At 72.9% G+C, this 22,378-nt stretch carries 27 protein-coding genes and 1 pseudogene; 19 read left to right on the forward strand and 9 right to left on the reverse strand.

All coding sequences use genetic code 11. The features are described from left to right. The first annotated feature begins 21 nt into the window (after positions 1 to 21). From ACIQ6Y_RS35215 to ACIQ6Y_RS35265, 11 genes are all read left to right on the forward strand, one after another. Positions 22 to 618, forward strand: coding sequence for a TetR/AcrR family transcriptional regulator (locus ACIQ6Y_RS35215; RefSeq protein ID WP_404045693.1), 597 nt, complete (start codon positions 22 to 24; stop codon positions 616 to 618). 69 nt (positions 619 to 687) lie between these two features. Beyond that, positions 688 to 1,023, forward strand: a complete 336-nt coding sequence (locus ACIQ6Y_RS35220; protein WP_404045696.1) for a gas vesicle protein — start codon at positions 688 to 690, stop codon at positions 1,021 to 1,023. Between the two features lie 48 nt (positions 1,024 to 1,071). Beyond that, positions 1,072 to 1,521, forward strand: coding sequence for a gas vesicle structural protein GvpA (locus ACIQ6Y_RS35225; protein WP_404045697.1), 450 nt, complete (start codon positions 1,072 to 1,074; stop codon positions 1,519 to 1,521). Between the two features lie 8 nt (positions 1,522 to 1,529). Next, complete coding sequence (locus ACIQ6Y_RS35230) at positions 1,530 to 2,243, forward strand: GvpL/GvpF family gas vesicle protein (RefSeq protein ID WP_404045700.1); 714 nt, start codon at positions 1,530 to 1,532, stop codon at positions 2,241 to 2,243. A gap of 31 nt (positions 2,244 to 2,274) precedes the next feature. Then, on the forward strand, positions 2,275 to 2,529 hold the full coding sequence (locus tag ACIQ6Y_RS35235) for a gas vesicle protein GvpG (RefSeq protein WP_404045702.1): 255 nt from the start codon (positions 2,275 to 2,277) through the stop codon (positions 2,527 to 2,529). 40 nt (positions 2,530 to 2,569) lie between these two features. Further along, complete coding sequence (locus ACIQ6Y_RS35240) at positions 2,570 to 3,208, forward strand: ABC transporter substrate-binding protein (RefSeq protein ID WP_404045705.1); 639 nt, start codon at positions 2,570 to 2,572, stop codon at positions 3,206 to 3,208. Then, positions 3,201 to 4,142, forward strand: coding sequence for a cyclase (locus ACIQ6Y_RS35245; protein ID WP_404045707.1), 942 nt, complete (start codon positions 3,201 to 3,203; stop codon positions 4,140 to 4,142). Before ACIQ6Y_RS35240 ends, ACIQ6Y_RS35245 begins: the two co-directional genes overlap by 8 nt. 29 nt (positions 4,143 to 4,171) lie before the next feature. Next, positions 4,172 to 4,615: a gas vesicle protein gene (locus tag ACIQ6Y_RS35250; RefSeq protein ID WP_404045974.1), complete on the forward strand. Its 444-nt coding sequence runs from the start codon at positions 4,172 to 4,174 to the stop codon at positions 4,613 to 4,615. Further along, positions 4,612 to 5,406: a GvpL/GvpF family gas vesicle protein gene (locus ACIQ6Y_RS35255; protein WP_404045708.1), complete on the forward strand. Its 795-nt coding sequence runs from the start codon at positions 4,612 to 4,614 to the stop codon at positions 5,404 to 5,406. The genes ACIQ6Y_RS35250 and ACIQ6Y_RS35255 overlap by 4 nt, the downstream gene beginning before the upstream one ends. Continuing rightward, positions 5,403 to 5,672: a gas vesicle protein gene (locus tag ACIQ6Y_RS35260; RefSeq protein ID WP_404045711.1), complete on the forward strand. Its 270-nt coding sequence runs from the start codon at positions 5,403 to 5,405 to the stop codon at positions 5,670 to 5,672. The genes ACIQ6Y_RS35255 and ACIQ6Y_RS35260 overlap by 4 nt, the downstream gene beginning before the upstream one ends. Beyond that, positions 5,656 to 6,045, forward strand: a complete 390-nt coding sequence (locus ACIQ6Y_RS35265) for a gas vesicle protein K (protein ID WP_404045713.1) — start codon at positions 5,656 to 5,658, stop codon at positions 6,043 to 6,045. Before ACIQ6Y_RS35260 ends, ACIQ6Y_RS35265 begins: the two co-directional genes overlap by 17 nt. A 47-nt stretch (positions 6,046 to 6,092) precedes the next feature. Here the strand turns inward: ACIQ6Y_RS35265 and ACIQ6Y_RS35270 are convergent, their stop codons facing one another. The 3 genes from ACIQ6Y_RS35270 to ACIQ6Y_RS35280 all read right to left on the reverse strand — a co-directional run bounded on the left by ACIQ6Y_RS35270 (position 6,093) and on the right by ACIQ6Y_RS35280 (position 8,489). Next, positions 6,093 to 6,929 carry a carbohydrate-binding protein gene (locus ACIQ6Y_RS35270; protein WP_404045716.1) on the reverse strand — a complete coding sequence of 279 codons (837 nt, stop codon included), beginning with the start codon at positions 6,927 to 6,929 and terminating at the stop codon, positions 6,093 to 6,095. A gap of 38 nt (positions 6,930 to 6,967) precedes the next feature. Next, entirely contained in the window at positions 6,968 to 7,903 is a 936-nt protein-coding gene (locus ACIQ6Y_RS35275; protein ID WP_404045718.1) for a helix-turn-helix domain-containing protein, read from the reverse strand. Positions 7,904 to 7,988: 85 nt separating this feature from the next. After that, positions 7,989 to 8,489, reverse strand: coding sequence for a peptidylprolyl isomerase (locus ACIQ6Y_RS35280; RefSeq protein ID WP_404045721.1), 501 nt, complete (start codon positions 8,487 to 8,489; stop codon positions 7,989 to 7,991). A gap of 163 nt (positions 8,490 to 8,652) precedes the next feature. Between ACIQ6Y_RS35280 and ACIQ6Y_RS35285 the strand changes: the two genes are divergently transcribed. Further along, the gene (locus ACIQ6Y_RS35285; RefSeq protein ID WP_404045724.1) at positions 8,653 to 9,045 is read left to right on the forward strand and encodes a nuclear transport factor 2 family protein; all 393 of its coding nucleotides are present in this window, start codon (positions 8,653 to 8,655) and stop codon (positions 9,043 to 9,045) included. 32 nt (positions 9,046 to 9,077) lie between these two features. Here the strand turns inward: ACIQ6Y_RS35285 and ACIQ6Y_RS35290 are convergent. The 3 genes and pseudogenes from ACIQ6Y_RS35290 to ACIQ6Y_RS35300 all read right to left on the reverse strand — a co-directional run. Further along, a pseudogene (locus tag ACIQ6Y_RS35290) lies at positions 9,078 to 9,197 on the reverse strand (AraC family transcriptional regulator); the annotation flags it as partial. Positions 9,198 to 9,223: 26 nt separating this feature from the next. After that, a complete protein-coding gene (locus ACIQ6Y_RS35295) occupies positions 9,224 to 10,843 on the reverse strand; it encodes a PQQ-binding-like beta-propeller repeat protein (protein WP_404045727.1) in 1,620 nt (539 codons plus the stop codon). Next, positions 10,840 to 12,441 (reverse strand): PQQ-binding-like beta-propeller repeat protein, encoded by a 1,602-nt coding sequence (locus ACIQ6Y_RS35300; RefSeq protein WP_404045730.1) that lies wholly within the window; start codon positions 12,439 to 12,441, stop codon positions 10,840 to 10,842. Before ACIQ6Y_RS35300 ends, ACIQ6Y_RS35295 begins: the two co-directional genes overlap by 4 nt. 204 nt (positions 12,442 to 12,645) lie before the next feature. Here ACIQ6Y_RS35300 and ACIQ6Y_RS35305 point away from each other — a divergent pair, with 204 nt between their 5' ends. After that, positions 12,646 to 13,833: an FAD-dependent monooxygenase gene (locus ACIQ6Y_RS35305; protein WP_404045733.1), complete on the forward strand. Its 1,188-nt coding sequence runs from the start codon at positions 12,646 to 12,648 to the stop codon at positions 13,831 to 13,833. Then, on the forward strand, positions 13,833 to 15,356 hold the full coding sequence (locus tag ACIQ6Y_RS35310) for a hypothetical protein (RefSeq protein ID WP_404045736.1): 1,524 nt from the start codon (positions 13,833 to 13,835) through the stop codon (positions 15,354 to 15,356). The genes ACIQ6Y_RS35305 and ACIQ6Y_RS35310 overlap by 1 nt, the downstream gene beginning before the upstream one ends. A 6-nt stretch (positions 15,357 to 15,362) precedes the next feature. Here the strand turns inward: ACIQ6Y_RS35310 and ACIQ6Y_RS35315 are convergent, their stop codons facing one another. Beyond that, complete coding sequence (locus tag ACIQ6Y_RS35315; protein WP_404045739.1) at positions 15,363 to 16,253, reverse strand: SDR family oxidoreductase; 891 nt, start codon at positions 16,251 to 16,253, stop codon at positions 15,363 to 15,365. A gap of 289 nt (positions 16,254 to 16,542) precedes the next feature. Between ACIQ6Y_RS35315 and ACIQ6Y_RS35320 the strand changes: the two genes are divergently transcribed. Beyond that, positions 16,543 to 17,283: an SDR family oxidoreductase gene (locus ACIQ6Y_RS35320; RefSeq protein WP_404045741.1), complete on the forward strand. Its 741-nt coding sequence runs from the start codon at positions 16,543 to 16,545 to the stop codon at positions 17,281 to 17,283. Here the strand turns inward: ACIQ6Y_RS35320 and ACIQ6Y_RS35325 are convergent. Both ACIQ6Y_RS35325 and ACIQ6Y_RS35330 read right to left on the reverse strand, forming a co-directional pair. Then, the gene (locus ACIQ6Y_RS35325) at positions 17,270 to 18,178 is read right to left on the reverse strand and encodes a sigma-70 family RNA polymerase sigma factor (protein ID WP_404045743.1); all 909 of its coding nucleotides are present in this window, start codon (positions 18,176 to 18,178) and stop codon (positions 17,270 to 17,272) included. The two genes, ACIQ6Y_RS35320 and ACIQ6Y_RS35325, sit on opposite strands and share 14 nt — an antisense overlap. A gap of 155 nt (positions 18,179 to 18,333) precedes the next feature. Continuing rightward, positions 18,334 to 18,795 carry a MarR family winged helix-turn-helix transcriptional regulator gene (locus tag ACIQ6Y_RS35330; RefSeq protein ID WP_404045746.1) on the reverse strand — a complete coding sequence of 154 codons (462 nt, stop codon included), beginning with the start codon at positions 18,793 to 18,795 and terminating at the stop codon, positions 18,334 to 18,336. Positions 18,796 to 18,964: 169 nt separating this feature from the next. On the opposite strand from ACIQ6Y_RS35330, the gene ACIQ6Y_RS35335 reads away from it, so the two are divergent. From ACIQ6Y_RS35335 to ACIQ6Y_RS35350, 4 genes are all read left to right on the forward strand, one after another. Further along, on the forward strand, positions 18,965 to 19,639 hold the full coding sequence (locus tag ACIQ6Y_RS35335) for a nitroreductase family protein (RefSeq protein WP_404045749.1): 675 nt from the start codon (positions 18,965 to 18,967) through the stop codon (positions 19,637 to 19,639). 75 nt (positions 19,640 to 19,714) lie between these two features. After that, positions 19,715 to 20,047: a hypothetical protein gene (locus tag ACIQ6Y_RS35340; RefSeq protein ID WP_404045752.1), complete on the forward strand. Its 333-nt coding sequence runs from the start codon at positions 19,715 to 19,717 to the stop codon at positions 20,045 to 20,047. Further along, positions 20,044 to 20,967, forward strand: a complete 924-nt coding sequence (locus ACIQ6Y_RS35345; protein WP_404045755.1) for a DUF6545 domain-containing protein — start codon at positions 20,044 to 20,046, stop codon at positions 20,965 to 20,967. Before ACIQ6Y_RS35340 ends, ACIQ6Y_RS35345 begins: the two co-directional genes overlap by 4 nt. Continuing rightward, positions 20,960 to 22,372, forward strand: coding sequence for an FAD-dependent oxidoreductase (locus ACIQ6Y_RS35350; protein ID WP_404045758.1), 1,413 nt, complete (start codon positions 20,960 to 20,962; stop codon positions 22,370 to 22,372). Before ACIQ6Y_RS35345 ends, ACIQ6Y_RS35350 begins: the two co-directional genes overlap by 8 nt. Positions 22,373 to 22,378: the final 6 nt, after the last annotated feature.

The raw sequence follows: 22,378 nt of genomic DNA on the forward strand, positions 1-22,378 counted from the left end.
TTCGGTACGTAAGCTAGCAGCATGCCACCCGCACCTGGAGACCGTGAAGCCCGCCGCAAGGACGTGTCCGAGGCGGTGTGGCGGGTCCTCGCCGACAAGGGGTTCGGCGGCCTGACCCTGCGCGCCGTCGCCGCCGTGATGGGCGTCTCGACGGGGATGCTGATGCACTACTTCCCCACGAAGCGGGCGCTGATCACGCACGCCCTGGACCTGCTGGAGCAGAACACGGCGCAGCGGCCCCGCCGGGCACATCCCGCTCCGGGCCTGGCCACCGTGCGCGCCATGCTGCTGGACATCCTGCCGCTCACCCCGGGCGACACCGCCCGCAACCGCATCTGGGTCAGCTCCTGGGACCTCTCCCTGGCCGACGACGACCTGAGCGCGGCACAGGCCGCCCGCTACGCCCGGCTGCGCTCGACGATCAGCCCCCATCTGGAGGCCGCCCGCGACCGAGGGGAGCTCGCGGACAGCGCCGAACCGGAACGGCTCGCCACCGCCGCCGTCGCCTTCACGCACGGTCTCGTCGTCCAGGCGCTCTTCGATCCGGACCGCTTCCCCGAGGACGTGCAGACGGCTCTGCTCGACGATTTCCTCACCTGTCTGACCAGGCCCACCTGACCCTTCGCCCCGATCTGTGGTTTATCGAACCGATTTGCGGGGTTTCGGGAAAGAGGCCTAAGTAGGTGAATGATCACGAACGACAACAAGCCCCGCAAGGCACAGTCCACCGAAGCGCGGAACGACTCCGGCGATGAGCGCGTGTCGGCCCCGGAGGCCATGCGCGGTGCCATCAAGCAGCTCAGCGAGCTGCTGGGCAGGGCTCCGGAGTCGGTTTCCTCGCTGAGGCCGACCGAAGAAGGCTGGGAAGCCGACGTCGAGGTCGTGGAACTCGAACGCATCCCTGAGACGACCAGCGTGATGGCCAGCTACCAGGTGGTCCTCGACCCCACGGGAAAGCTGCTGGCCTACGAGCGTGGGCGCCGTTACACGCGGTCCCAGATCGACAGGGCGAGCGGGAGCTAGACACGGCCGCGGCGGTCGACGCGACCCTTCACAGGAAGGGAAGACGACGTGAGCGTGGTGCCGCAAGGCAATGCCGGGCCCCCCGCATCGGGAAGCGGCTCGGGCAACCTCTACGACGTACTGGAACTGGTCCTCGACCGGGGCCTGGTCATCGACGTGTTCGCCCGGGTCTCCCTGGTGGGCATCGAGATCGTGAAGGTAGACGCCCGTGTGGTGGTCGCCAGCGTGGACACGTATCTGCGCTTCGCCGAGGCCGCCAACCGCCTGGATCTGGAGGCGGGCCGCAAGGCACCGGCCCAGCTGACCGATGTCGTGGAGGGCGTCACCGAGGGAGGTGCGCGCGGCAAGAGCAAGGGTGCGCTGTCGGGCGCCGTCCAGGCGGTCACCGACTCCCTCCAGAAGGGGCGCGAGGAGGCCCGCGAGCCGGAGGGCCGGCGCGAACGCAGCTCGGGCGGCCGCAGCCGCGAACGTGAGCGGAGCCGGGAGCGGGAGGAGTGAGCGAGCCGATGTCCGTGTACGTGTACGCGATCACCAAGGCGTCGCATCCGCTGCGCCTGGACGACGTCACCGGAGTGGGTGATCCACCCGCCGAGATCCGCGTCGTGCCGGGCGATTCGCTGCGGGCCGTCATCAGCGAGACCCCCGAGGATCTGTCCGTCTCCCGGCATGACCTGGAGGCGCACCACGAGGTCGGACAGCGGCTGTGGGCCGACGGCCCGGTGCTGCCGCTCAGCTTCGGCTTCGTCGCCCAGGACGAGGACGCCGTACGCGCCGTGATGGAGGAGCAGGGGCCGCAGATGGCACAGCGGCTCGACGAGCTCACCGGTCGCGGCGAGTTCAACGTCAAGGGCGTGGCACAGGAGGACGCGCTGGTCCGGGCCGAGCTGGAGGAGAACGACCAGGCCCGTCAGCTCAACGAGCGCACCCGGGAGGGCGGCGGAAGCTACGAGGACCGGCTGGCCCTCGGGCAGCTGCTGGCCGAGGCCGTGCAGCGGCGTGAGCAGGCGCTGGCCGAGGAGATCCTCGCCGCGGTGCGGCCGCTCGCGCTGGCCGAGCAGGCGACGCCTCCGTCCGGTCAGTACTTCGTGAACTCCTCCTTCCTGGTGGACGAGGAGCGCTACGACGAGTTCACCCGGGCCGGCGAGCAGCTCGCCGAGCGCTACGGCGAGACGGCCGAGCTGCGGCTGCGCGGCCCGCTGGCGCCGTACAGCTTCGTGTGAGCCGGGGCCGACGCGTGGGCGAGGAGAGGACATGGGACTGATCACCGGGATTCTGACGCTGCCGGCCGCACCTGTACGGGGCATCGCCTGGGTCCTCGACAAGGTGGTCCGTACCGCCGAGGACGAGTACTACGACCCGGGCCCCGTGCAGGAACAGCTCGTGCAGCTGGAGCAGGCCCGGTCGGAGGGTGACATCGACGACGAGGAGTTCGACCGGCGCGAGGAGGCGCTCCTTCACCGGATGGAGGAGATCCGGGCGTACCAACTGCAGCGCGGGGGCCCGTAGGACAAAGCCGAGAAAGCCGAAAGCCGAAAGAGGACAGGCCATGGACAAGGCCAAGATCGGTACGGCCCTCCTGGGCGGCTATCTGCTGGGCCGCTCGAAGAAGGCCAAGCTCGCCGTGGGCCTCGGTGCGATGCTGGCCGGATCGCGGATCAGGCCCGACCAGATCGGCAAGACGCTCCAGGAGTCGCCGTTCCTGAAGGACATCAGCAAGCAAGTGCGCTCCGAGCTGACCGGCGCGGGCAAGGCCGCGGCTTCCTCGGTTCTGACGGCGAAGGCCGACAGCCTGGCCGACGCCCTGCAGGCCCGTACCAGCGGGCTGCGCCAGAAGTCGCGCGGGGCGCCCGACGCGGAGGGCGACGCCGAAGAGGCGGACGTGGACAAGTCGGAGGTGGACGAGGCCGAAGCCGACGAAGCCGACGAGGACGAGCGTGACGTGGACCAGGCCGACGAGGGTGAGGAGACCGACGAGGCCGAGGAGGAGACGGAGGACACGGAGGACACGAAGGACACGGAGGCTCGGGACAAGCCGGCGAAGAAGAAGAGCGGCAAGTCCGCCGGCGGCCGGAGCACGGCGGCGCGCTCCGGTTCCAAGGGCACGAAGACGACGAAGAAGACCGCCGCTCCGAGCCGCTCGCGCAGCGGCACGTCCGCACGGTCGAGGCGGTCGGACGATGGCTGAGCGCAAGGTGCCGCAGGCCGCCGACCGGCTGCGGGAAGAGCTGGAGAGATACGTCGAGGCCCGGATCCAGATGGCGCTGGAGGGCGTGGGCCATCGGCTGGGCAGCGGCGCGCGCCGGCTGAGCGAGACGCGCCTCGGGCCCCGCGCGCTGGCCGACAACGTGGCCGAGCGCGGCCGGGCGCTGCGCGGCCACCTGCCGGCCGGCGCAGCCGTGACGTCGAAGGCGGCTCAGGCCAAGGACACCGCCGCCCACGCCAGGGACGCCGTGCTGGACAGGGCCAAGGGCGTCACCGCCAGGCGTCCCGCACCGCGCGAGGACATGGGCAAGGGCATGACCGTCATCGAGGACATCGATGTGGGCGTCCCCGTGCCCGACGCGTACGACGAGTGGCGGCGGTTCCAGGAGTCCGACGAGTTCGCGAAGGGCATCCAGCGCGGCGAGGGCAGCATCACGGAGGAGGTCCGCGACGAGCGGATCGCGTGGACGTCCGAGATGGACCACGCCACCGCCAAGGGCGTCGTCACCTTCCACCCGCTCGGCGAGAACCTCACCAAGGTGCTGCTCGTCCTGCGGTACTTCCCCAAGGGGCCGGTCGAGCGGGCAGAGAGCCTGCTGCGCGTCCAGAGCCGCCGCGCCCGCCGCGACCTCAAGCGCTACCGCACCTTCGTGATGATGCAGGGCCACGAGGAGCATGAGCAGCAGGACGAGACCCACGGGACCCACGACGCCGACGAGGCCGAGGCGAAGGACCCCGAGGAGCGCGGCCAGCAGGTCTACGACGACGAGGACGAGGACGGCGAGGACGCCTACGAGGACGACCGGGAGGAGCCAGGGGCCGGATCCTCGCGGGACGACTACTGGGAGGAGGACGAGGACGAGGACGACGACCTGGAACGCGACGACCGCCACGACGACAGACAGGGTCCGCCGTGACTGAGCCCCGCCCCGCCGGCCGTACGCCGATGCAGCCGCTGTCGCCGTACGGTCAGCAGTCCTCCGGCGCCAATCTCGCCGACATCCTCGAGCGCGTGCTCGACAAGGGCATCGTCATCGTCGGCGACATCAAGATCAACCTGCTGGACATCGAACTGCTCACCGTCAAGATCCGGCTGCTGGTGGCGTCGGTGGACAAGGCCAAGGAGATGGGCATCGACTGGTGGGAGCACGACCCCGCGCTGTCCTCCCGCGCCGACAACCACCCCGGCCTCCAGGAGGAGAACGACCGGCTGCGTGCGGAGGTGAGGGAACTGCGCGAGCGTGCCGCGCGGTCCCCGGCCGAACTGCCCCCGCGCGAGTCGACCGGCCGCGGCCGGTCGCGGGAGCCTGAGCATGAGCCCCGTACGAAGCCGCGGCGCCCCCGCCGCAAGGCGGCGGAGGACGACGAGGACCGGGACGACGAGCCGTGAACCGGACGCTGACCTACGCCTACGCCGTCCTGCGGGCGCCCGACGCCCCGGACCTGCCGCCGCCGGCCGAGGTGCGCGGGGTGGCGGGGGCGTCGGTCGGCCTGGTCCGGGCGGGCCCGCTGGCCGCGGCGGTGAGCCCGGTGCCGGAGGAGGAGTTCTCGGAGGCCGCGCTGAGAGTGCGTCTGGAGGACCTCGCATGGCTGGAGGCGACGGCCCGGGCGCACCACTTCGTCATCGAGACACTGGCCGCTCGGACGACGGTCCTTCCGCTGCGGCTGGCCACCGTCTACCTGGACGAACCCCGCGTCGCCGAGATGCTGCGCGAGCGCGAGGAGCCGCTCCTGGCGCTCCTGGACCAGCTCGCGGACCAGGTGGAGTGGGGGGTGAAGGTGTACGCCGAGGTGCCCTCCGGGGCACCGGCCGCGGTCCCGGACGGCGCTACCGGCGCACCGGACTCCGGCCGCGCGTATCTGCGCCGCCGCAGGCAGGAACGCCAGGCGCGGGACGACACCCGGCGGGCCGCCGAGCGGACCGCACGACGCACGGCGGAGCTGGCCCGTGACCTGGCCACACAGCGCGTACGGCACCGTCCGCAGCAGGGTGTGCTGGCCAGCGAGCCCGGCGAGAACATCGCCAACGACGCCTATCTCGTGCCGCGCGCGCTGGCCGAGGAGTTCCGCGAGCGGATGCTCCGGGCCGCAGACGGTCTGCCGGGCGTACGGGTGGAGGTCACGGGGCCCTGGGCGCCGTACTCCTTCACCGACCGGCAGGAGGGGGCGGAAGAGCGATGAGCGACTACCGCGACTACGGCGGGTACGAGGACGACCGGCCGTTGGCCGGGGCGCAGGTGGCGCTGATCGACCTGCTCGACCGGCTGCTGAGCGGAGGGGTCGTGCTCACCGGCGACCTCGTCCTGTCGGTCGCCGACATCGACCTGGTCCGGGTGTCGCTGCGGGCACTCGTGGTGGCCGTCCGGGAGCAGACCGAGGAGCCGTGGACGCCCTTCCCGCCCGGATCAGCCTCAGGACACGGTGACCGGCGTGAACTCCCCGGATGACTCCGCCCCTGACCGGCTGAGGGAAGTGACCGAGGCCGCGGCCCGCGCCTTCGCCCTGCTCCCGGCCCGCCCGGAGGACGTCCCGCCCCCGGGCCGAGACACGGCCCATCGCCTGCGGACCGACCCGGACACCGTGGAGCAGGACCTCATCAGGCTCGTCCTGACCGTCGTCGAACTCCTGCGACAGCTGATGGAGCGACAGGCCCTGCGCCGGGTCGACGAGGGCAGCCTCACCGAGGACCAGGAGGAGCGCCTCGGCCTCACCCTGATGATCCTCCACGACCGCATGACCGAACTCTGCGACCGCTACGGCCTCCGCCTGGAGGACCTCAACCTCGACCTGGGACCACTGGGGCCGCTGCTGCCGCCGTGAGGCCGCACCGGCCCGCGAACCGGCCGTCATGCAGGGCCCGTTGCCCCTCAAGCGGCCTGCCACAGCGCCGGGACGTTCGGGGGCTCCCAGCCGGGCTGGGCGGTGTGTGGCTGGAGGCACAGGTAGGCGCGGGCCGCGTAGGTGACCCGATCGCCCGGGCGGTAGGCGGCCCCGGCGGTCCAGGTGCCGCCCGGGGGCGGGGTGTCCGTGGGGGTGGGGCCGGGGGTCTGGGGGACGTCGAGGACGAAGTCGAAGGACGCCTCGCGGCCGCCGTCGGCGTCGCGGACGGTCATCAGCAGGCGTGGGTCGAAGATCGTGTCGGTGGCGTTGCGGGGCTCGTTCGGGAAGTACAGCTGTGTGGTGAGGACGGGCCGGTTCGGGGCCTGGACCTTGACGTGGAGGTGCCGGGTGCGGCCGGGGTAGAGGCCGGGCACGATCGTGGTGAGCGCGAAGGCGCCGCGCGCGTCGGTGTACTGGTGGCCGCGCAGCCGGAAGCCGGTGTTGTCGTAGGCGCCGTTGTCGTCGGCCTGCCAGAAGTCCAGCAGGACTCCGGACATGGGGCGGCAGGCCAGGCCGAAGACATAGCCGGTCACCGTCAGGCGGGTGCCGGGCAGGCCCGGTTCCAGCAAGCTGGCGCGCTGGGGCGAGCGGGGCTTGAAGTAGGGGCCCTCGGTCTGCGGCGGAGTGGGGTCGTCGCCGTCGTCGCAGGGCGGGGTGAGTGACGGTGCGGTGCCGGTCGAGGCCAGCGCGCGGGCCAGGGCCGGGGCGCCGAGCAGCGCGACGGGCAGCGCCGCGGTGGTGGCGAGGGCCGCGCGCAGCACGGTCTTGCGGGGTATGAGCCGCGGCGGGTTCGGGTGGACCGTCTCGTTCGTCTCGCTGTCCATGCCTGCTCCTCGTGGGGGGCGTCGGATCGGCAACGAACCTAGGCGGGCGGGCGCGTGGCTTCGAGGGACGGATCGTGGCGGCTGTGGTGTTTTCGGAAGGCGCCGGGGCTCATGCCGGTCTCCCGGCGGAAGAAGCGGCCGAAATAGGCGGGGTCGGCGAAGCCGGTGCGTGCGGCGACCTGTCGTACCGTCAACTCGGTGTGGGCGAGCAGCTGTTGGGCCTGGTACACGCGGGCCTCGATGAGCAGCCGGCCGGGGCTGCGGCCGGTGGCGGTGCGGACGGCCTGGGTGAGATAGCCGGGGGTGACGCCGAGCCGGTCGGCGCATTCGCCGACGGTCCAGCCGGCCGCGTCATGTACGGCGATCAGCCGGGTGAAGGCGTCGGCCAGGGCCGCCGGACGTCCGCCGGGCGGCGGTGGGAGGGGTCCGGGGCGGCCCGGCAGCCGGGCCAGGCGTACGACGAGCACATGCAGCAGGGCGCGCAGGACGCTCTCATGGCCTTCGGCCCGCTGCCGGAACTCCCCCACCAGCTCGGCCATGAGCCGCCGCAGGCGCTCGTCCTCCTCGGCGTCCGGCGCGAACCAGCAGCGCTCGCCGAGCCGGCGCAGCACCTCGCGGTCGCCCGGGTGGTCGACCAGGAAGTCGTCGGTGAACAGGACGAGCGTGCCGTCGAGTCGGCGGCCGCCCTCCCAGTGGTGCACCTGTCCGGGCCGGATCACCGCCAGGTGCGGCGGCCGGACCGGCAGGCGGGCCAGATCGACGACATGGGTGCCCGAGCCGCCGGTGACATGGACGATCTCGTAGAACGTGTGCCGGTGCGGATGTTCCGCCCGGGACAGCGGCCCCACCGCCTCGAACGACCCCGCGGCGAAGGGCGCGGCCCCGGGTCCTGCCACTTCCAGGCGGTGCAGGGGCACGTCCCCGGGCGGGGGCGTCCGGCAGGGGGTTCCCGGTGGGACGGTGGTTGCGCGCATCGGCTCTCCCGCGACGACAGGTACAGACCGGTCGGGCGGGAGTCACGATGTCACGCCGGTACGGCTTCGGGAACAGCCCGGTGCGTCAGTCGAGCACCTTGGCGGACTCGATGACCACGGGCTGCGTGGGCACGTCCTGGTGGCCGCGGGAGGTGGCCGTGCGGACGGCCTTGATCTGGTCGACGACGTCCTGACCCTCGGTCACCTTGCCGAAGACGGTGTAGCCCCAGCCGCGCATGTCCTTCGACGAGTGGTTCAGGAAGTCGTTGTCGGAGACGTTGATGAAGAACTGGGCCGTCGCGGAGTGCGGGTCTCCGGTGCGGGCCATCGCCACGGTGTAGGCGTTGTTCTTCAGGCCGTTGTCGGCCTCGTTCTGGACCGGGGCCAGGGTCGGCTTCTGCGCCATCTCCGCGGTGAAGCCACCTCCCTGGACCATGAAGCCGTCGATCACCCGGTGAAAGATCGTTCCGTCGTAGTGCCCGTTACGGACGTACGTCAGGAAGTTCTCGACGGTCTTCGGCGCCTCGGCGTCGGCGAGCTCGAGGACGATACGGCCGAAGTTGGTGGTCAGTTCGACCCTGGACATGGTGCGCGCCTTTCTCGCGGGAACAACCGGAACATCTTGTCACGCGGCCTACGTCGGCCTTCGCAACGGCCCGCTGGTTCCAGGGGTCTGGTGGTGCGGGCCGCCTCCACGTATTCTCCGAGTCACCTACTCAATTTTTTGAATACATGCTTTCGGAGGGCTCATGCACTCGTTCCGCAAGGCCGTGGAGGCCCGCGACGCCGTCGCCATCGAGGCGCTGCTCGCCGAGAACGTCGTCTTCACCAGCCCGGTGGCCTTCAAGCCGTACCCGGGCAAGGCGATCACCGCGGCGATCCTGCGCGGCGTGATGCGCGTCTTCGAGGACTTCGCCTACGTCCGTGAGATCGCCGACCCGGACGGCCGCAACCACGCCCTGGTGTTCACGGCGACCGTGAACGGCAAGCAGATCCACGGCTGCGACTTCCTCCACTTCGACGAGGAGGGGAAGATCGACGACCTCACCGTGATGGTCCGCCCGCTGTCGGCGGCCAACGCGCTGTCCGAGGCCATGGGGGCTCAGTTCGAGCGGATCTCCCGCGAGGCGATGGAGGCCTGACGGTCCGGCAGAGGAACGCGCGCGGCCTCTTCTCAGTCGCCCGCCGCGACGCCCCCGCGGAAAGTGCGCCGGTACGCGAGCGGCGACACCCCGATCGCGGCGTGCAGGTGCTCGCCCAGCGAGGTGCCGCCGGCGAAGCCGACCCGGTCGGCTCGTGCAGGCGTGCCGCCGGCGCCGTTCACCCGTCGGTGGCACACCCCCAGGTCAGCGACTGGTCGTCGGCGGTCCCGGACGGGCCGTACAGGAGTACGGCGCTGATGTAGAGGCGGCCGTGGGCGTAGCGCACCTCGCCCCGGTCACCGGGCATCCCTTCGGTGTCGGACGCCTGCAACAGGGTCGTCGGGCGCAGGGTACGGCCGTCCAGCGAGACCACGCGGGGCCCGTGGAGGCCGATCTGGAAGGCGAGGACGTTCGGGCCGTCCATGCGCAGCAGGTTCAGGGCGGCCCCCTCGGCGTCGACGCGTTGTCCGGTGGTCCGGCCCGTGGCCAGGGAGTAGGCGATCACCTGGTCGGCGGAGTCGTGCTCGGTCCCGACGTAGAGCCGGTCGTTGCCGACGACGGCTCCCGTGCAGCCGGAGTCGTCGGAGCAGTCCAATGTGTGGACGTCGTCCTCAAGCCGGAACCGGGTGCGCAGCCGGCCCTGTGCATCCAGGGAGAAGATGTCCTGGCCGGTGGAGGAGACGATGTCGCCCGAGACCACGGCGAGGACGACCGGCTGGGTCGACAGCACCCGGGGGCGCTGGGCGCCGCGCGGGAGCCGGTAGCGCCAGCGGACGGCGCCCGTGGCGGGGTCGATCTGCTGGACCTGGTACGTCACCTCGTCGTCGGTGCCGGAACAGGCGACGACCGCGACCAGGCGGGGGCCGCCCGCGTAGTTCTGATCCACGCAGCGGGAGGCGTCGGGCCGCCATGTGAGCGCCCCGGTCCTCAGGTCGAAGGCCGCGCCGCCGTAGATGCCGGCCACGGCCACGGTGTCGCCGCTGACGACGGGCCGTTCGAACGCGATGGGGAGGTCCCCCGTGGTGCCGGTGACCGTCCTGGTCCACAGGCGCTCGCCCGTGTCCAGGTCGAAGGCGGTGACCTGGGTGCAGGGCCGGTGCTCGTCGCCGGTCCCGCGCCGGCCGTCCTCGTGGACGACCACGGCGACCTGGCCGGGGCCGACCTCGGTCGAGCCGCCGCAGGACAGACCGGACAGGGGGAGCGTCCACGTGCTGTCGTCGGTCCCCGCCTTCCAGGCCTGAACCCGGTGGCCGGTGACCTTCGCGAACGTCGTGTCCGTGAGCCAGGAGCCGCGGAAGCTCCACAGCTTGCCTGCGGGGAACCTCGGGGCCTTGATCACCGTGGTGAAGTCCGCCGTCGGGTCGGCGGGCGCCTTCTCGGCGGGCCGGGCCGCGGCGGACCTGGTGGGCGAGGGCGCGGCGCGCGGGCCGGGGTCGGACCCGGTGCCGTACCGGACGCCGAGGCCGGCCAGCAGCGCGGTCACCGCCACGGCCGCGACGACGACCAGGGCGCGCAGGCCCCGGCGCGGCATCCGGGGCGGCGGGCCGAAGCCGGGCGGGGCCATGGATGCCGGCGGGCCGAAGCTGGGCCCGGCCGGGGGCGCGGAGGGCCCGAAGCCGGGAGGAGCCGTGGATGCCGGTGGGCCGAAGCCGGGCCCGGCCGGGGGCGCGGAGGGCCCGAAGCCGGGAGGAGCCGTGGATACCGGTGGGCCGAAGCCGGGGCCGACCGGGGGCGCGGAGGGTCCGAAGCCGGGTGGCTCCTGCGGGGCTCCGCCGAGGTGCGGTGGCTGCGTGGTCATCGCGCCTCCTTCGCCGGTGCGCCGTACGCGAGGATCCGGCCCTGGGGGTCGGCGTCGTCCGCGCCCTGGAGCTGGTGGGGAGCGAGGAGGAAGCGGCCGCGGTGGTAGAGGGTGCGCCCCATGGAGTAGCTGTCGAGCGTGTGCTCGACGCCGCGCGCCGAGGTGGTGTGCTTCAGCAGCACCGTGGACCGGCCGCTCTTCCGGTCGAACCGCAGGGTCCGGCCGGGCTCGCCGGGGTCGTCCGGGTACTCGGCGGTGGGAGACACGTAGACGATCACGCCGGTCCGGTCGGTCGTCACCGGACGCACCTGATGCCGCTCATCGGCGTGGGCCGCCCATCGGATCCTCCCGGTGCCGAGGTCGAAGGCGACGACCTCGTTGTGCGTGGTGACGCTCTCGGATTTGCTCGCGAGGTAGAGGGTGTTGCCGCCGACGGCGGCGCCGGTGCAGTTCTGGATCCCGCCGAAGGTCTCGGCGCTCACTCCGCCCGCGCACTGGTCGAACGCGTGGCGGCCGAAGGCGGCGCGCGAGCGCAGGGTGCCGTCGGGGCGCAGGGTGAGGGCGGTCCAGCGTGTGATGTCGTCGGGGTGGCTCACGGCGAGGACGACCGGGTCGACGGAGTAGACGCCCTCCACGGTCCAGCCGCCCGCGACGCGGTGCCGCCAGCGGACCTTGCCGGTGCTCGGGTCGAGTTCCTTGACCTGGTGATAGGGCCGGTCGGAGCCGAGGGCGCACCAGTCCACCTGGAGCAGTCGGCGGCCGCCGGCGACGTCGTTCGGGTGGCAGCTGCCCGGGTTCTCCTCCCCGGTGTGGAACAGCCGCCGGCCGTCGCTTACGCGGTAGGCGTCGGCGGTCATGTAGCGGCCGACGAGGACGGTGCCGCCGGTGATGGCGAGGTGCACGGTGTCGGTGCTGTCGAAGATGCTGTGCGCGACGAGCCGCCGGTGCCAGCCCTGGGCGCCGGTTGTGAGGTCGATCGCCTGGAGGTGTTCGCATTTCGGCCGCCGGGTACTGCCGTCGGTGTACGCGACCACGACCGTGCCGTCCGCCGTGGGGTTCACAGGGGTGTCGCAGACGTCGGCGGGCAGGCGGACGTTCCACACCTCCTCGCCGTCGGAGATCCGGTAGGCGGTGACCTCGTCGTGGGCGGCCTGCACCACGGTGTCGCCCACGGTCCACAGGTCGAAGGTCTTCGCCCCCTTGCCCGGCAGGTCGGCACCGACCGGGGCCAGCCACGCCACGGCCTCCCCCGCCCTGCGTCCCGCGTTGAGGTCGCCCAGCGCCTCGGCCGACGGTGTCGAGGAGGCGGGTGCGCTCGGGGACGGGGCCGCGGGACGTGCCGCCGTGTCCCGGTGTCCGGGCCCGCCGCCTCGGTCGTCGCGGTCGCTGACAACGGCGTAGACCGCTGTGGAGACGAGCAGGAGCCCGGCGGCGATCCCGGCCAGGACCCGGCGGCGCGGAAAGCGGCCGGTCGCGGGGACCCCGGGCAACGGCGCCTGGCCGCCGCCCTGTTGGGCGTACGGATTGCCCGGCACCGGCGACTGCCGCCGCGGCGGGTCGTACCAAGGCTGACGGGCCCGTCCTCTTCGACGGAACACTGCACACACCCCCGTGTCGGTCACTTGCTGAGCATCATTCTAGAAAAAGGTTCTAGCACGTTCCGTGAACTCCAGGGAATCGGCGGCGACTTCCGGCTGGCGTCAGCTCTTTGCCCAGGTCAGCGTTGACACAGACGTGTCGACATGTTGCGATGAGGCGCCGCCCGGTCCGGGTGGCTGCACCGAGAACCTCAGCGAGGACCCATGCCGAAGCCCTTCGCGACCATCGTCGGCGGCGGGATCGGCGGTCTCGCGGCGGCCATCGCGCTGCACCGAAGCGGCTGGCGGGTCGAGGTGCTGGAGCGCGCCCCGCGGTTCACCGAGATCGGCGCCGGCATCTCCCTGTGGCCCAACGCGCTGGCCGCGCTCGACGCGCTCGGCCTGGCCGGCGCCGTACGGGACGTGGGCGCGGTGGAGGCTGCGGGCGGGGTGCGCGACCGGCGGGGCCGCTGGCTGTCGCGCACGGACAACGCCGAGCTGACGCGCCGCTTCGGGCATCCCCTGCTGGTGCTGCACCGCGCCGAGTTGCTGCGGGTGCTCACCGAGGCGCTGCCCGCGGACAGTCTGCGGCCGGGCTGCGAGGTGCTCGCGGTCCGTGACGAGGAGCCCGGCCCGGTCGTCGAGCACGGCGGCGGCGAATCCCGGCCGGCCCTGGTGATCGGCGCCGACGGGCTGCGCAGCGCGGTCCGCGGCGCCCTGTGGCCGCAGGCGGCCGCTCCCCGGTACGCCGGTTACCCGGCCTGGCGCATGGTCACCGAGCCCCTCGCCGCACCGCCCGCCGAGGGCGCGGCGACCTGGGGCCGCGGGGAGCGGTTCGGGTACACGGTGCTGCCGGGCCGGCGGATGTACTGCTTCGCGACCGCGTCGCTGCCCGCCGGCGGCGCCCTGGGCTCGCCCGAGGCCGAGTACGCCGAGCTGCTGCGCCGGTTCGGCGACTGGCCCGACCCGATCCCCGCGCTGCTGGCCGCCGTACCCGCCGCGGCGGTGCTCCGGCACGACCTGTACGAGCTGCCGCCGCTGGCGTCCTTCGCGTGCGGCCGGGTCGCGCTGCTGGGCGACGCGGCGCACGCCATGACCCCGAATCTGGGCCAGGGCGCGTGTCAGGCGCTGGAGGACGCGGTCACCCTCGCGCACTGCGTGGACGGCACCGACGACGTGGCCGCCGCGCTCCGGTCGTACGACATGCTGCGCCGGCCCAGGACGCAGGCGGTGGCGCGCCGCTCCGCGCGGCTCGGCGCCGTCGGGCAGCTGGCGTGGCCTCCCGCGGTGGTGCTGCGCAACGCGGCCGCGCGGCTGACGCCGGTGCGGGCGACGCTGCGCTCCATGACGCCGGTGCTGGGCTGGACCCCGCCGGGTGCACCGGTGACCGAGACGAAGAACGAGATCCACTGATGCCGGACTGGACGTACCACCCGCTGCGCGGCGCCGCCTCCGCTCTGCTCGGCGAACGCCGTGCGCAGCGCACCGCACTGCGGCTGCTGGCCACGATCGGCTCCCGGCCCGCCGGTGCCCGGCTGATCGCCCGCGGGTTCGGCCACCGCCATCCGCCCGAGCGGCTCGCCGGCGAGGTGGCGGGCGTGCCCGTGCGGGTCCGCCTCGGCATATCCGTCCCGCCCTCGCTCGCCCATGACGTGGTGCGCGCGATGCCCCCGCTGGGGGCCGGTGTGGTCGAGGTGGCGCCGGTCACCGCGGCCGACGTGGACACCGTACGAGAAGCAGCGGCGGGTCGGTCGCTGCCGCTGGTCGTCGGTGGGTGCGACGCGGCGGCGCAGGCAGCGCTGAAGCCGTATGTCGACGGGTTCACCGGGGACGACGATCCGCGGCTGGTCCGCAATGACGGCCCGGACGTCGGTGCCGCGGCGGCGGTGCTGGAGGAGCCTGACGCCGTGGTGCTGGCCCGGCCCGGGGTGCTCGTCGAGGCGGGTCCCGGCTGGTTCGCGCGGGTCGTCGAGGCGGCCACGCCCACCGCGCCCGCGCCGGCGCTGCGGGACGTCGGCCGTGATCCGCGGGGCTGGCCCGCCTGGTGGTGGGCGCTGCTGGTCGGGCTCGGCATGACCGGCGCGGGGCTCGGCGCGGCGCTGATCACGCTGGGGCCGGTGCTGCTCTGGTACGACCGCGACTACCTCGGTATGACGCTGCACGAGCTGCACGCCGCCAACCACCACCTCGTGCACTTCCTCCAGCACGACCGCATCACCATGGCCGGCACCATGGTGGCGATCGGCGCCCTCTACACGGGCCTGGCCGTGGGCGGCATCCGACGCGGCTGGGGCTGGGCCCGCGAGGTGTACCTGCTGTCGGGGGCGATCGGCTTCCCGACCCTCTTCTACTTCCTCGTCACCGGCTTCGTGGAGCCGCTGCACACGGCCACCGCGCTGGTGCTCTTCCCGATGTTCGTGGCCGGGGTCCGCCGCGCCCCGCACACACCGCGCTGGCGCCTCGCGCCGGAGGGGCCGGAGCCGGAGCGGCGGCGGGCGCTGGTCGGCCAGCTGCTGCTGATCGTCACGGGAGCGGGGCTGTTCGTCGGCGGGGCGGTGATCTCGGTGGTCGGGCTGACCGGTGTCTTCGTGCCGACCGACCTGACCTTCCTCGGCACCGACCCGGTGACGCTGGAGGCAGTGAACTCCCGGCTCGTGCCCTTCGTCGCGCACGACCGGGCGGGCTTCGGCGGCGCCCTGATGTCCGCCGCGGTCGCGATCACCCTGCTCAGCGCGTGGGGCTGGCGCCGGGGTGAGGCCTGGGTGTTCTGGACCCTGGCCGTGGCGGCGGCCGCGGGCTTCCTGCCGGCGGTCGTGGTGCACGGCGTGATCCACTACACCGACTTCGTGCACCTGGCACCGGTGTACGCCGGCATCGCCCTGACGGCGACAGGCCTGCTCCTCGCCCGCCCGTATCTGTGCGCCCGACGGGACTGACCACGGCTACGGCAGCGGGGTGCCGCCGGTGATGTTCATGATCTCGCCGGTGATGAAGCTGGCCTCCTGCGAGGCGAGGAAGACGTACGCGGGAGCCAGCTCGGCCGGCTGTGCCGGGCGGCCCAGCGGGCTCTGCTTGCCGAACTCGGCCGTGTCGGGCAGCGTCGCCGGGATCAGGGGCGTCCACACCGGTCCCGGCGCGACCGCGTTGGCGCGGATGCCGCGGTCGACCAGCATCTGGGCCAGTCCCTGGGTGAAGGTGACGATCGCGCCCTTGGTCATGGCGTAGTCCAGCAGGTGGGGGCTCGGCTGGTACGCCTGCACCGATGTGGTGTTGATGACGCTGCCGCCCTCGGGGATGTGCGGCAGGGCGAACTTCGTCAGCCAGAACATGCCGTAGAGGTTGGTGCGCATCACCCGGTCGAACTGCTCGGTCGTGATCGCCTCGATGCCGTCCGGCTGGGACATCTGGTAGGCCGCGTTGTTCACCAGGACGTCGACCCGCCCGAACTCCGCGACCGCCCGGTCGATCAGTGCGCGGCAGTTCTCCTCCTCGCGGATGTCGCACGCCACGGCGACCGCCTTGCGACCGGCGTCCTCGACCAGCCGGGACGTCTCGCGCGCCTCGTCCTGCTCTTCCTCCAGGTGGGTGAACAGCACGTCGGCGCCCTCGCGGGCGAAGGCGAGCGCGACCGCGCGCCCGATCCCGGAGTCGCCGCCGGTGATCACGGTCGCCCGGCCCTCCAGCCGGCCGGACCCGCGATAGGTCTCCTCGCCATGGTCCGGCGGCGGGTCCATGGGGCCCGTCCACCCGGGATGCGGCTGGTCCTGCGCCGGGAAATCGGGCTGCGGATGCTGCGTCGCCGGGTTCTGCTGCGCGTGCTGGGAATCGGTCACGTCGGCCTCCTGACCTGTGTGGGGCGGGTCCGGACAGCGACCGGGTTCCCGTCCGGGGCCGACCGAAAAGCGCCGCCCCGGCCGGCGGGCGAGGGGCGGTCGGCCACGCCGCCAGGGCCGCTCGGCGGTGCTGCGCCGTCTGCGCGACGGCCGGCCGGGCAGGAGGCTGTCACAGATCCGGGTGCCGTCCTGTCCTTCTGATGTGCGGCCCGCTGAACGCGCGGCCGCGCACGGGTCCGGCGGCTGTCGCCGGGCCCGTCGGAAGCCGGATCGGTGAACGGAGACAGTGATGAAGATCGTGGTTGTCGGCGGTACGGGGCTCATCGGCTCGCAGGTGGTCACGCTGCTGCGCGCCCGCGGACATGAGGCCGTGCCGGCCGCCCCCTCCACGGGCGTCGACACCCTCACCCGCGAGGGCCTGCCCGAGGCGCTCAAGGGCGCGGACGTGGTCGTGGACGTGTCGAACTCCCCGTCCTTCGAGACCGACGCGGCGCTGGACTTCTTCACCCGCGCGGGGCGGAACATCGCCGAGGCCGAGCGGGAGGCGGGGGTCCGCCATCACGTCGTGCTGTCGATCGTCGGCGTCGACCAGGTGCCCGACTACGGCTACTACCGGGCCAAGGTCGCCCAGGAGGAGGCCGTGCGCGGCGGCGGGACCCCGTACAGCATCGTGCGGGCCACGCAGTTCTTCGAGTTCGTCGGCCCGGTGATGGACATGTCCACCGAGGGCAGCGAAGTGCGGCTGCCCTCGACGCGGCTGCGGCCGATCGCCTCCGCCGAGGTGGCCGCCGCGGTCGCCGAGGCGGCGGCCGGTGAGCCGTCGTACGGCGTGCGGGACATCGCCGGTCCCGAGGTGCACCGCCTCGACCGGCTCGGGGAGATCACCCTGGCGGCCCGCCCCGACGGCCGCTCGGTCGTCACCGACGAGTCGGCCGGACTGTTCGCGGCGATGCCCGACGGGGTGCTCGTCGGCGACGGCTCGGTCCAGGTCATGCCGACCCGTTACGAGGAGTGGCTCAAGCAGCACTGATCCTGCGCGTCGACCGCTCGTACGCCCTGAGCTTGGCGGGCGTGAGGATCCAGTGGAGCGCGTCGATCCCGGCCGGCCCGGCGATGATGCTCACCAGGGCGACGGTGACGCCGTCCTGGACGAGCAGCAGACTGGGCCGGCCGTTGGCGTCGGCCACGCGGTACTCGGCGCCGGGGAAGAACTTCCTCGCGAACGCGCTGATCCTTGCGACGCGTTCGGCGCCCACGACCTCCAGCCGTGCCACGCCGCGCATGCCGTTGCCGTCCGCGTAGGCGACGACGTCCGCTGACAGCACCTGCTCGAGGGCGGCGACATCGCCGTGCCGCGCGGCGGCGACGAACGCGTCGAGCAGACGGCGGTGCTGGGCGCTGTCGACGGGGTCGCGGCGCTCGGCGGACAGCCGTTTGCGGGCCCTGCTGACGATCTGCCGGGTGTTGGCCTGGGTCAGCTCCAGCATCCCCGCGATCTCGTCGTAGGCGTAGTCGAAGGCCTCCCGCAGCACATAGGCCGCCCGCTCGACGGGGTTCAGCTTCTGCAGAACCAGCAGTACGGCCAGTTCGACGGCCTCGCCGCGCTCCGCGCCGATCTGCGGATCGACGCTGGTGTCCACCGGCTCCGGCAGCCAGGGGCCGACATAGGCCTCACGGCGTACCCGCGCCGACTGCGCCACGTTGATGGCCAGCCGGGCGGTGATCCGCGCCAGGAACGCCCCCTGGTCCAGCACCGCGCTGCGCTCGGCGCCCTGCCAGCGCACCCAGACCTCCTGGACCACGTCCTCGGCCTCCGACACGCTGCCGAGGATGCGGTACGCGATCCCGAACAGCCGGGGCCGCTGCCGCTGGAAGGCCTGCGCGGCCGCGTCCAGGGAGCCGTCGGAGAGCGGTTGCTGGTCCATGTGCCGGTGCCTTCCGTGCCGCGGCCGCGCGGGGACGACGCGCTGGGGTGGGCGGGGCTTGGAGTGAGTGGGGCTTGAGGTGGGTGGGACCTGGGGTGGGTGGGACTTGGGGTGAGTGGGACTTGGGTGAGTGGGACGACGCGCTCGGTGCGCCGTCAGCGGCTGGTCCTCAGCAGCTTGCCGAGCAGCGTCGAGAGCTGCTCGCGCTCGGCCGGGGTGAGCTGCCCAAAGGTGTCGTCGAGGAAGGCGGGGACGCCCTCCTCGGCCCGGTCGAGCAGCGCGCGGCCTGAGTCGGTGAGGGTGACGGCGTAGGCGCGCCGGTCGCCCGCGTCGCGCTCGCGCCGCACATGCCCCGCCCGCTCCAGGCTGTCGCAGATGCCCACCATGACACTGCGGTCGATGCGCAGTTCGTCGCTCAGGACGCGCTGCGAACAGGGGCCGACCTCGGCGAGCATCTTGAGCACCAGATGCTGTCCGACCCCGATCCCGGTCTCGTCGGCCCGGGCCTCCGCGGTGCGGGCGACGGCGGCCGAGGCGCGGCACAGGGCGATGTCCAGCCGCTCCGCGGCGAGCCTCGGAAAGTAGACGGCCTCACGGTCCGCGGTCCTGGGCGCCATGCGGCCCACCTCCTCTGCGCTTGCTGCGGTCTTCACCCTAGCAAGAATCGTCTGTGCACAGATTGTTTGCCAGCCACTCATCGGATTTGTATGCTCACCCATCATCTGCTCGCAGATGATCTGCATCCAGACGGAAACACGTCCGACCCACCCCTACCGAGGACCGGCCATGACCCTGGATCTGACTCCCGACCAGCTCCTGTCCACCACTCGCGCGGTGCGCAAGCGCCTCGATCTGGACCGCCCGGTGCCGCGGTCCCTGATCGAGGAGTGCGTGGATCTCGCCGTCCAGGCGCCGACCGGGCGCAACCGGCAGCGCTGGCACTTCGTCGTCGTGACCGAGGCCGCCCAGCGGCGGGCCGTGGCCGACATCTACCTGCGCGCCCTCGCCCAGGCGCCGGGCCGGCCCCTGACCGAGCGTGACGCCTGGCGCATGAACTACCACCCGGGCTCCACCGAGCGGGTCTTCGACGGCCTGCGCCACCTGGCCGCGAACATCCACCGGGTGCCGGCGTTCGTCATCCCCGGTGTGGAGGGCCGTACCGACCACGCCTCGGTGGCCGTTCAGGCGGGGACCTGGGGATCGATCCTGCCGGCCGTGTGGAGTTTCATGCCGGCCGCCCGGGCACGCGGCCTGGGGACGGTGTGGACCAGCGCCCAGGCGCCGCTGGAGCGGGAACTGGCCGAGGTGCTCGACGTGCCGTACGACGACATCATGCTGGCCGCGTTCCTCCCGCTCGCCCACACCCTCGGCACCGACTTCAAGCCGGCCCGGCGGATCCCGCGCGAACAGGTCCTGCACTGGGACCGGTGGCAGCGCGGCGCGTCGGCGCACGGGCACTGAACACCGCGGCGGAAAACGCCCGTTGAGGACGGGTCGAGCGGGCGCGTAGGGTGCGAGGCGCAATATCACCCGATCATGTCCAGGAGCGATGCCGGTGCGAGTCGTGGCGGCCAGGGGAACCCGGCGGGCCGAGGCAGCGGTGACATCGGGCCGGTCGCCGCGAGGCGGGCGCGTCCGGTGACGCGGCTCGGTGATCTGTGCCCTCCGTACGCCCTGCCGACCGCGCTGCTGGTGGCCGGTCTCGGTCTCAAGTCGCCGACGATCGTGCGGTCCTGGAAGGATCCCAACGCGCGCGCGACCTGGCTGGTCCTGCTGTTCGCCTCGGCCGTGTTCGTGAGCGTCGCGCCGTCCAGCATCCACCGGCTCAACACGCTGACACGCTCTTCTGCGCCGCCTGCCTCACCATGATCATCACCTGGCGGGAGGAGCCGACCGCGCGGCGGCGCCGTCGCATCCGGCTGGTCTGGGCGGGCTACCTCGGCGTGGTCGTCGCGCTGTGGGCGACGTTCCTGATGGCCGACGTGCCCGTGGAGCGGGTGTACGACCTGGACACGTACTACGCCGACACGCCCTGGATGCGCGAGCACATCGTGCTGTACCTGCTGGGCTACCTGGTCTCCACGCTGGTGTCCGCCTGGATGATCTGGACATGGATCGGCAAGGTCCGGGCGCGCCGGCTGAAGGTGGGCCTGGTGTTCCTCCAGGCGGGGTACGCCTTCGGGCTGGGTTACGACATCAGCAAGCTGCTCGCGGTGGGCGCCCGTTGGACGGGCCGCGACTGGGACGTGCTGAGCACCGAGGTCGCCCCGCCCTTCGCGATCGTGGGCGCCACCCTGGTCGCGACCGGCTTCATCCTTCCCGTGCTCGCGCCCTTCCTGCGGACGTGGCCGCGGGAGCAGGCCACCTACTGGGTGCTGCGACCGCTGGAGCAGCTCATCCGGCGGGTGGCTCCCTCGGCCCCGAAGGCACGCGTCAGCCGCTTCGCGCCCCTGGACCTGCGGCTGGTCAGACGTCAGCAGCAGATCCACGACGGGCTGCTCCGGCTCGCGCCGTACTACGACCACGCCCTGTACCGGCGGGCGTACGACGTGGCCGCCGCCGAGCACCGGGAGCCTACCGCGCGTGGCGTCGCCGGGGCCATCGCCCTGCGCGCCGCCCTGACCGCGTGCGCGGCCGGCACACCCCGGGCCTCGGACGGCCGGCCCGCGCACATCGGCCGTGAGGTCACCGACCATCTCACCGCGATCGCCAGAGCCCTGTACCGGCCCCGCCTCGTCGAGAGCGTCCGCCGGCGGACGACCACAGAAAGTCTCACCTCTCATGCCTGACAGATCCGCGTCCCTCCCGATACGCCGCCGGCCCACGGCCGTGGTGGTGGGCGCAGGCGCCGCCGGCCTGTTCGCGGCCGCCGCTCTCGCCGAGTTCGCCGACGTCACCCTCGTCGAGCGGGACCGCCTCCCCCAGGACCCGGAGCCCCGCCGTGGTGTGCCCCAGGCCCTGCACGCGCATCTGCTGTGGAGCGGCGGAGTGGCCGCCTTCGACGAACTGCTCCCCGGAGTCGTCGACGAGGCCGTGGCCCGGGGCGCGCGGCTGGCGCACATCATGGGCGACATGGTCAGCCGCGCCCCCAACGAGGTCTGGTTCAGGCGCTTCACGACGACCCGCCACCACAACCTGGTGTGCTCCCGGCCCCTGTTGGACCACGTCCTCACCGCCCGCGTCCTCGCCGACCCGCGCATCTCCCTGCGGGAGGACACCGCCGCGGTCGGCCTGGCGGGCTCGGCCACGATCGTCACGGGCCTGCGCGTGCGGACCGGCGACCGGGACGAGACCCTGCGCGCCGACCTGGTCGTGGACGCCTCCGGCCGCGGCTCCCGCGCCCCCCTGTGGCTGCGCCGGCTCGGCCTGCCGCAGGTCGCCGAGCGGGAGGTCAACGCCGGTGTCCGCTATGCCACGCGCCTGTACAAGGCACCCGGCGGTACGGCGGCCGCGCCCTTCCCGCTGGTCAACGTGCAGGCCAACCCCGCCAAGGCCCCGGGCAGGGCCGGCATCATCGTGCCGATCGAGCACGGCCGGTGGATCGTCACCCTGTCCGGCAGCCGGGGCGGTGAACCGTCCGGCGACGCCCAGGAGTTCGTGGACTTCGCCCTCGGGCTCGACGACCCCGTCATCGGCACCCTGCTGCGCGACGCGGAACCGCTCGGCGACGTCGTCACCAGCCGCAGCACCGCCAACCAGCGCCGCTACTACGAGAAGATGCCCGCCTGGCCGGACGGCTTCGTGGTCCTCGGGGACGCCGTCGCCGGCTACAACCCCGTCTACGGGCACGGGCTGAGCGTCGCCGCGCAGTGCGCTCTCGCCGTACGTGACACCCTGCGCGACCGTGACATCGCCGCGCCCGGCACGGCCCGGCGTCTGCAGCGCGCGGCCGCCCGGCCGGTGGGGGCCGCCTGGGATCTGGCCGTCGGGCAGGACATCTTCTACCCGGGCGCCAGTGACACCCCGCCGACCGTCGCGGAACGGCTTCTCGCCCGCTATGTCGACCGCTGTGTGGAGACGGCCGCCGGGAACCCGCGTGCCCTCGGCGCCCTGCTGGACGTCATGAGCCTCAGCGAGCCGCCCAGCCGGCTGTTCTCGGCCGACATGCTCCGTCCGATGCTCCTGGGCCCGCGGATGCCGCGTCTGGCGGCGGCGCCGCTGCGCACCGAGGAGTGGGAGGGCGCCCGGGCGTGACGGGGG

It is taken from the genome of Streptomyces sp. NPDC096205 (assembly GCF_044763135.1).
In the GTDB taxonomy this organism is placed as follows: Bacteria; Actinomycetota; Actinomycetes; order Streptomycetales; family Streptomycetaceae; genus Streptomyces.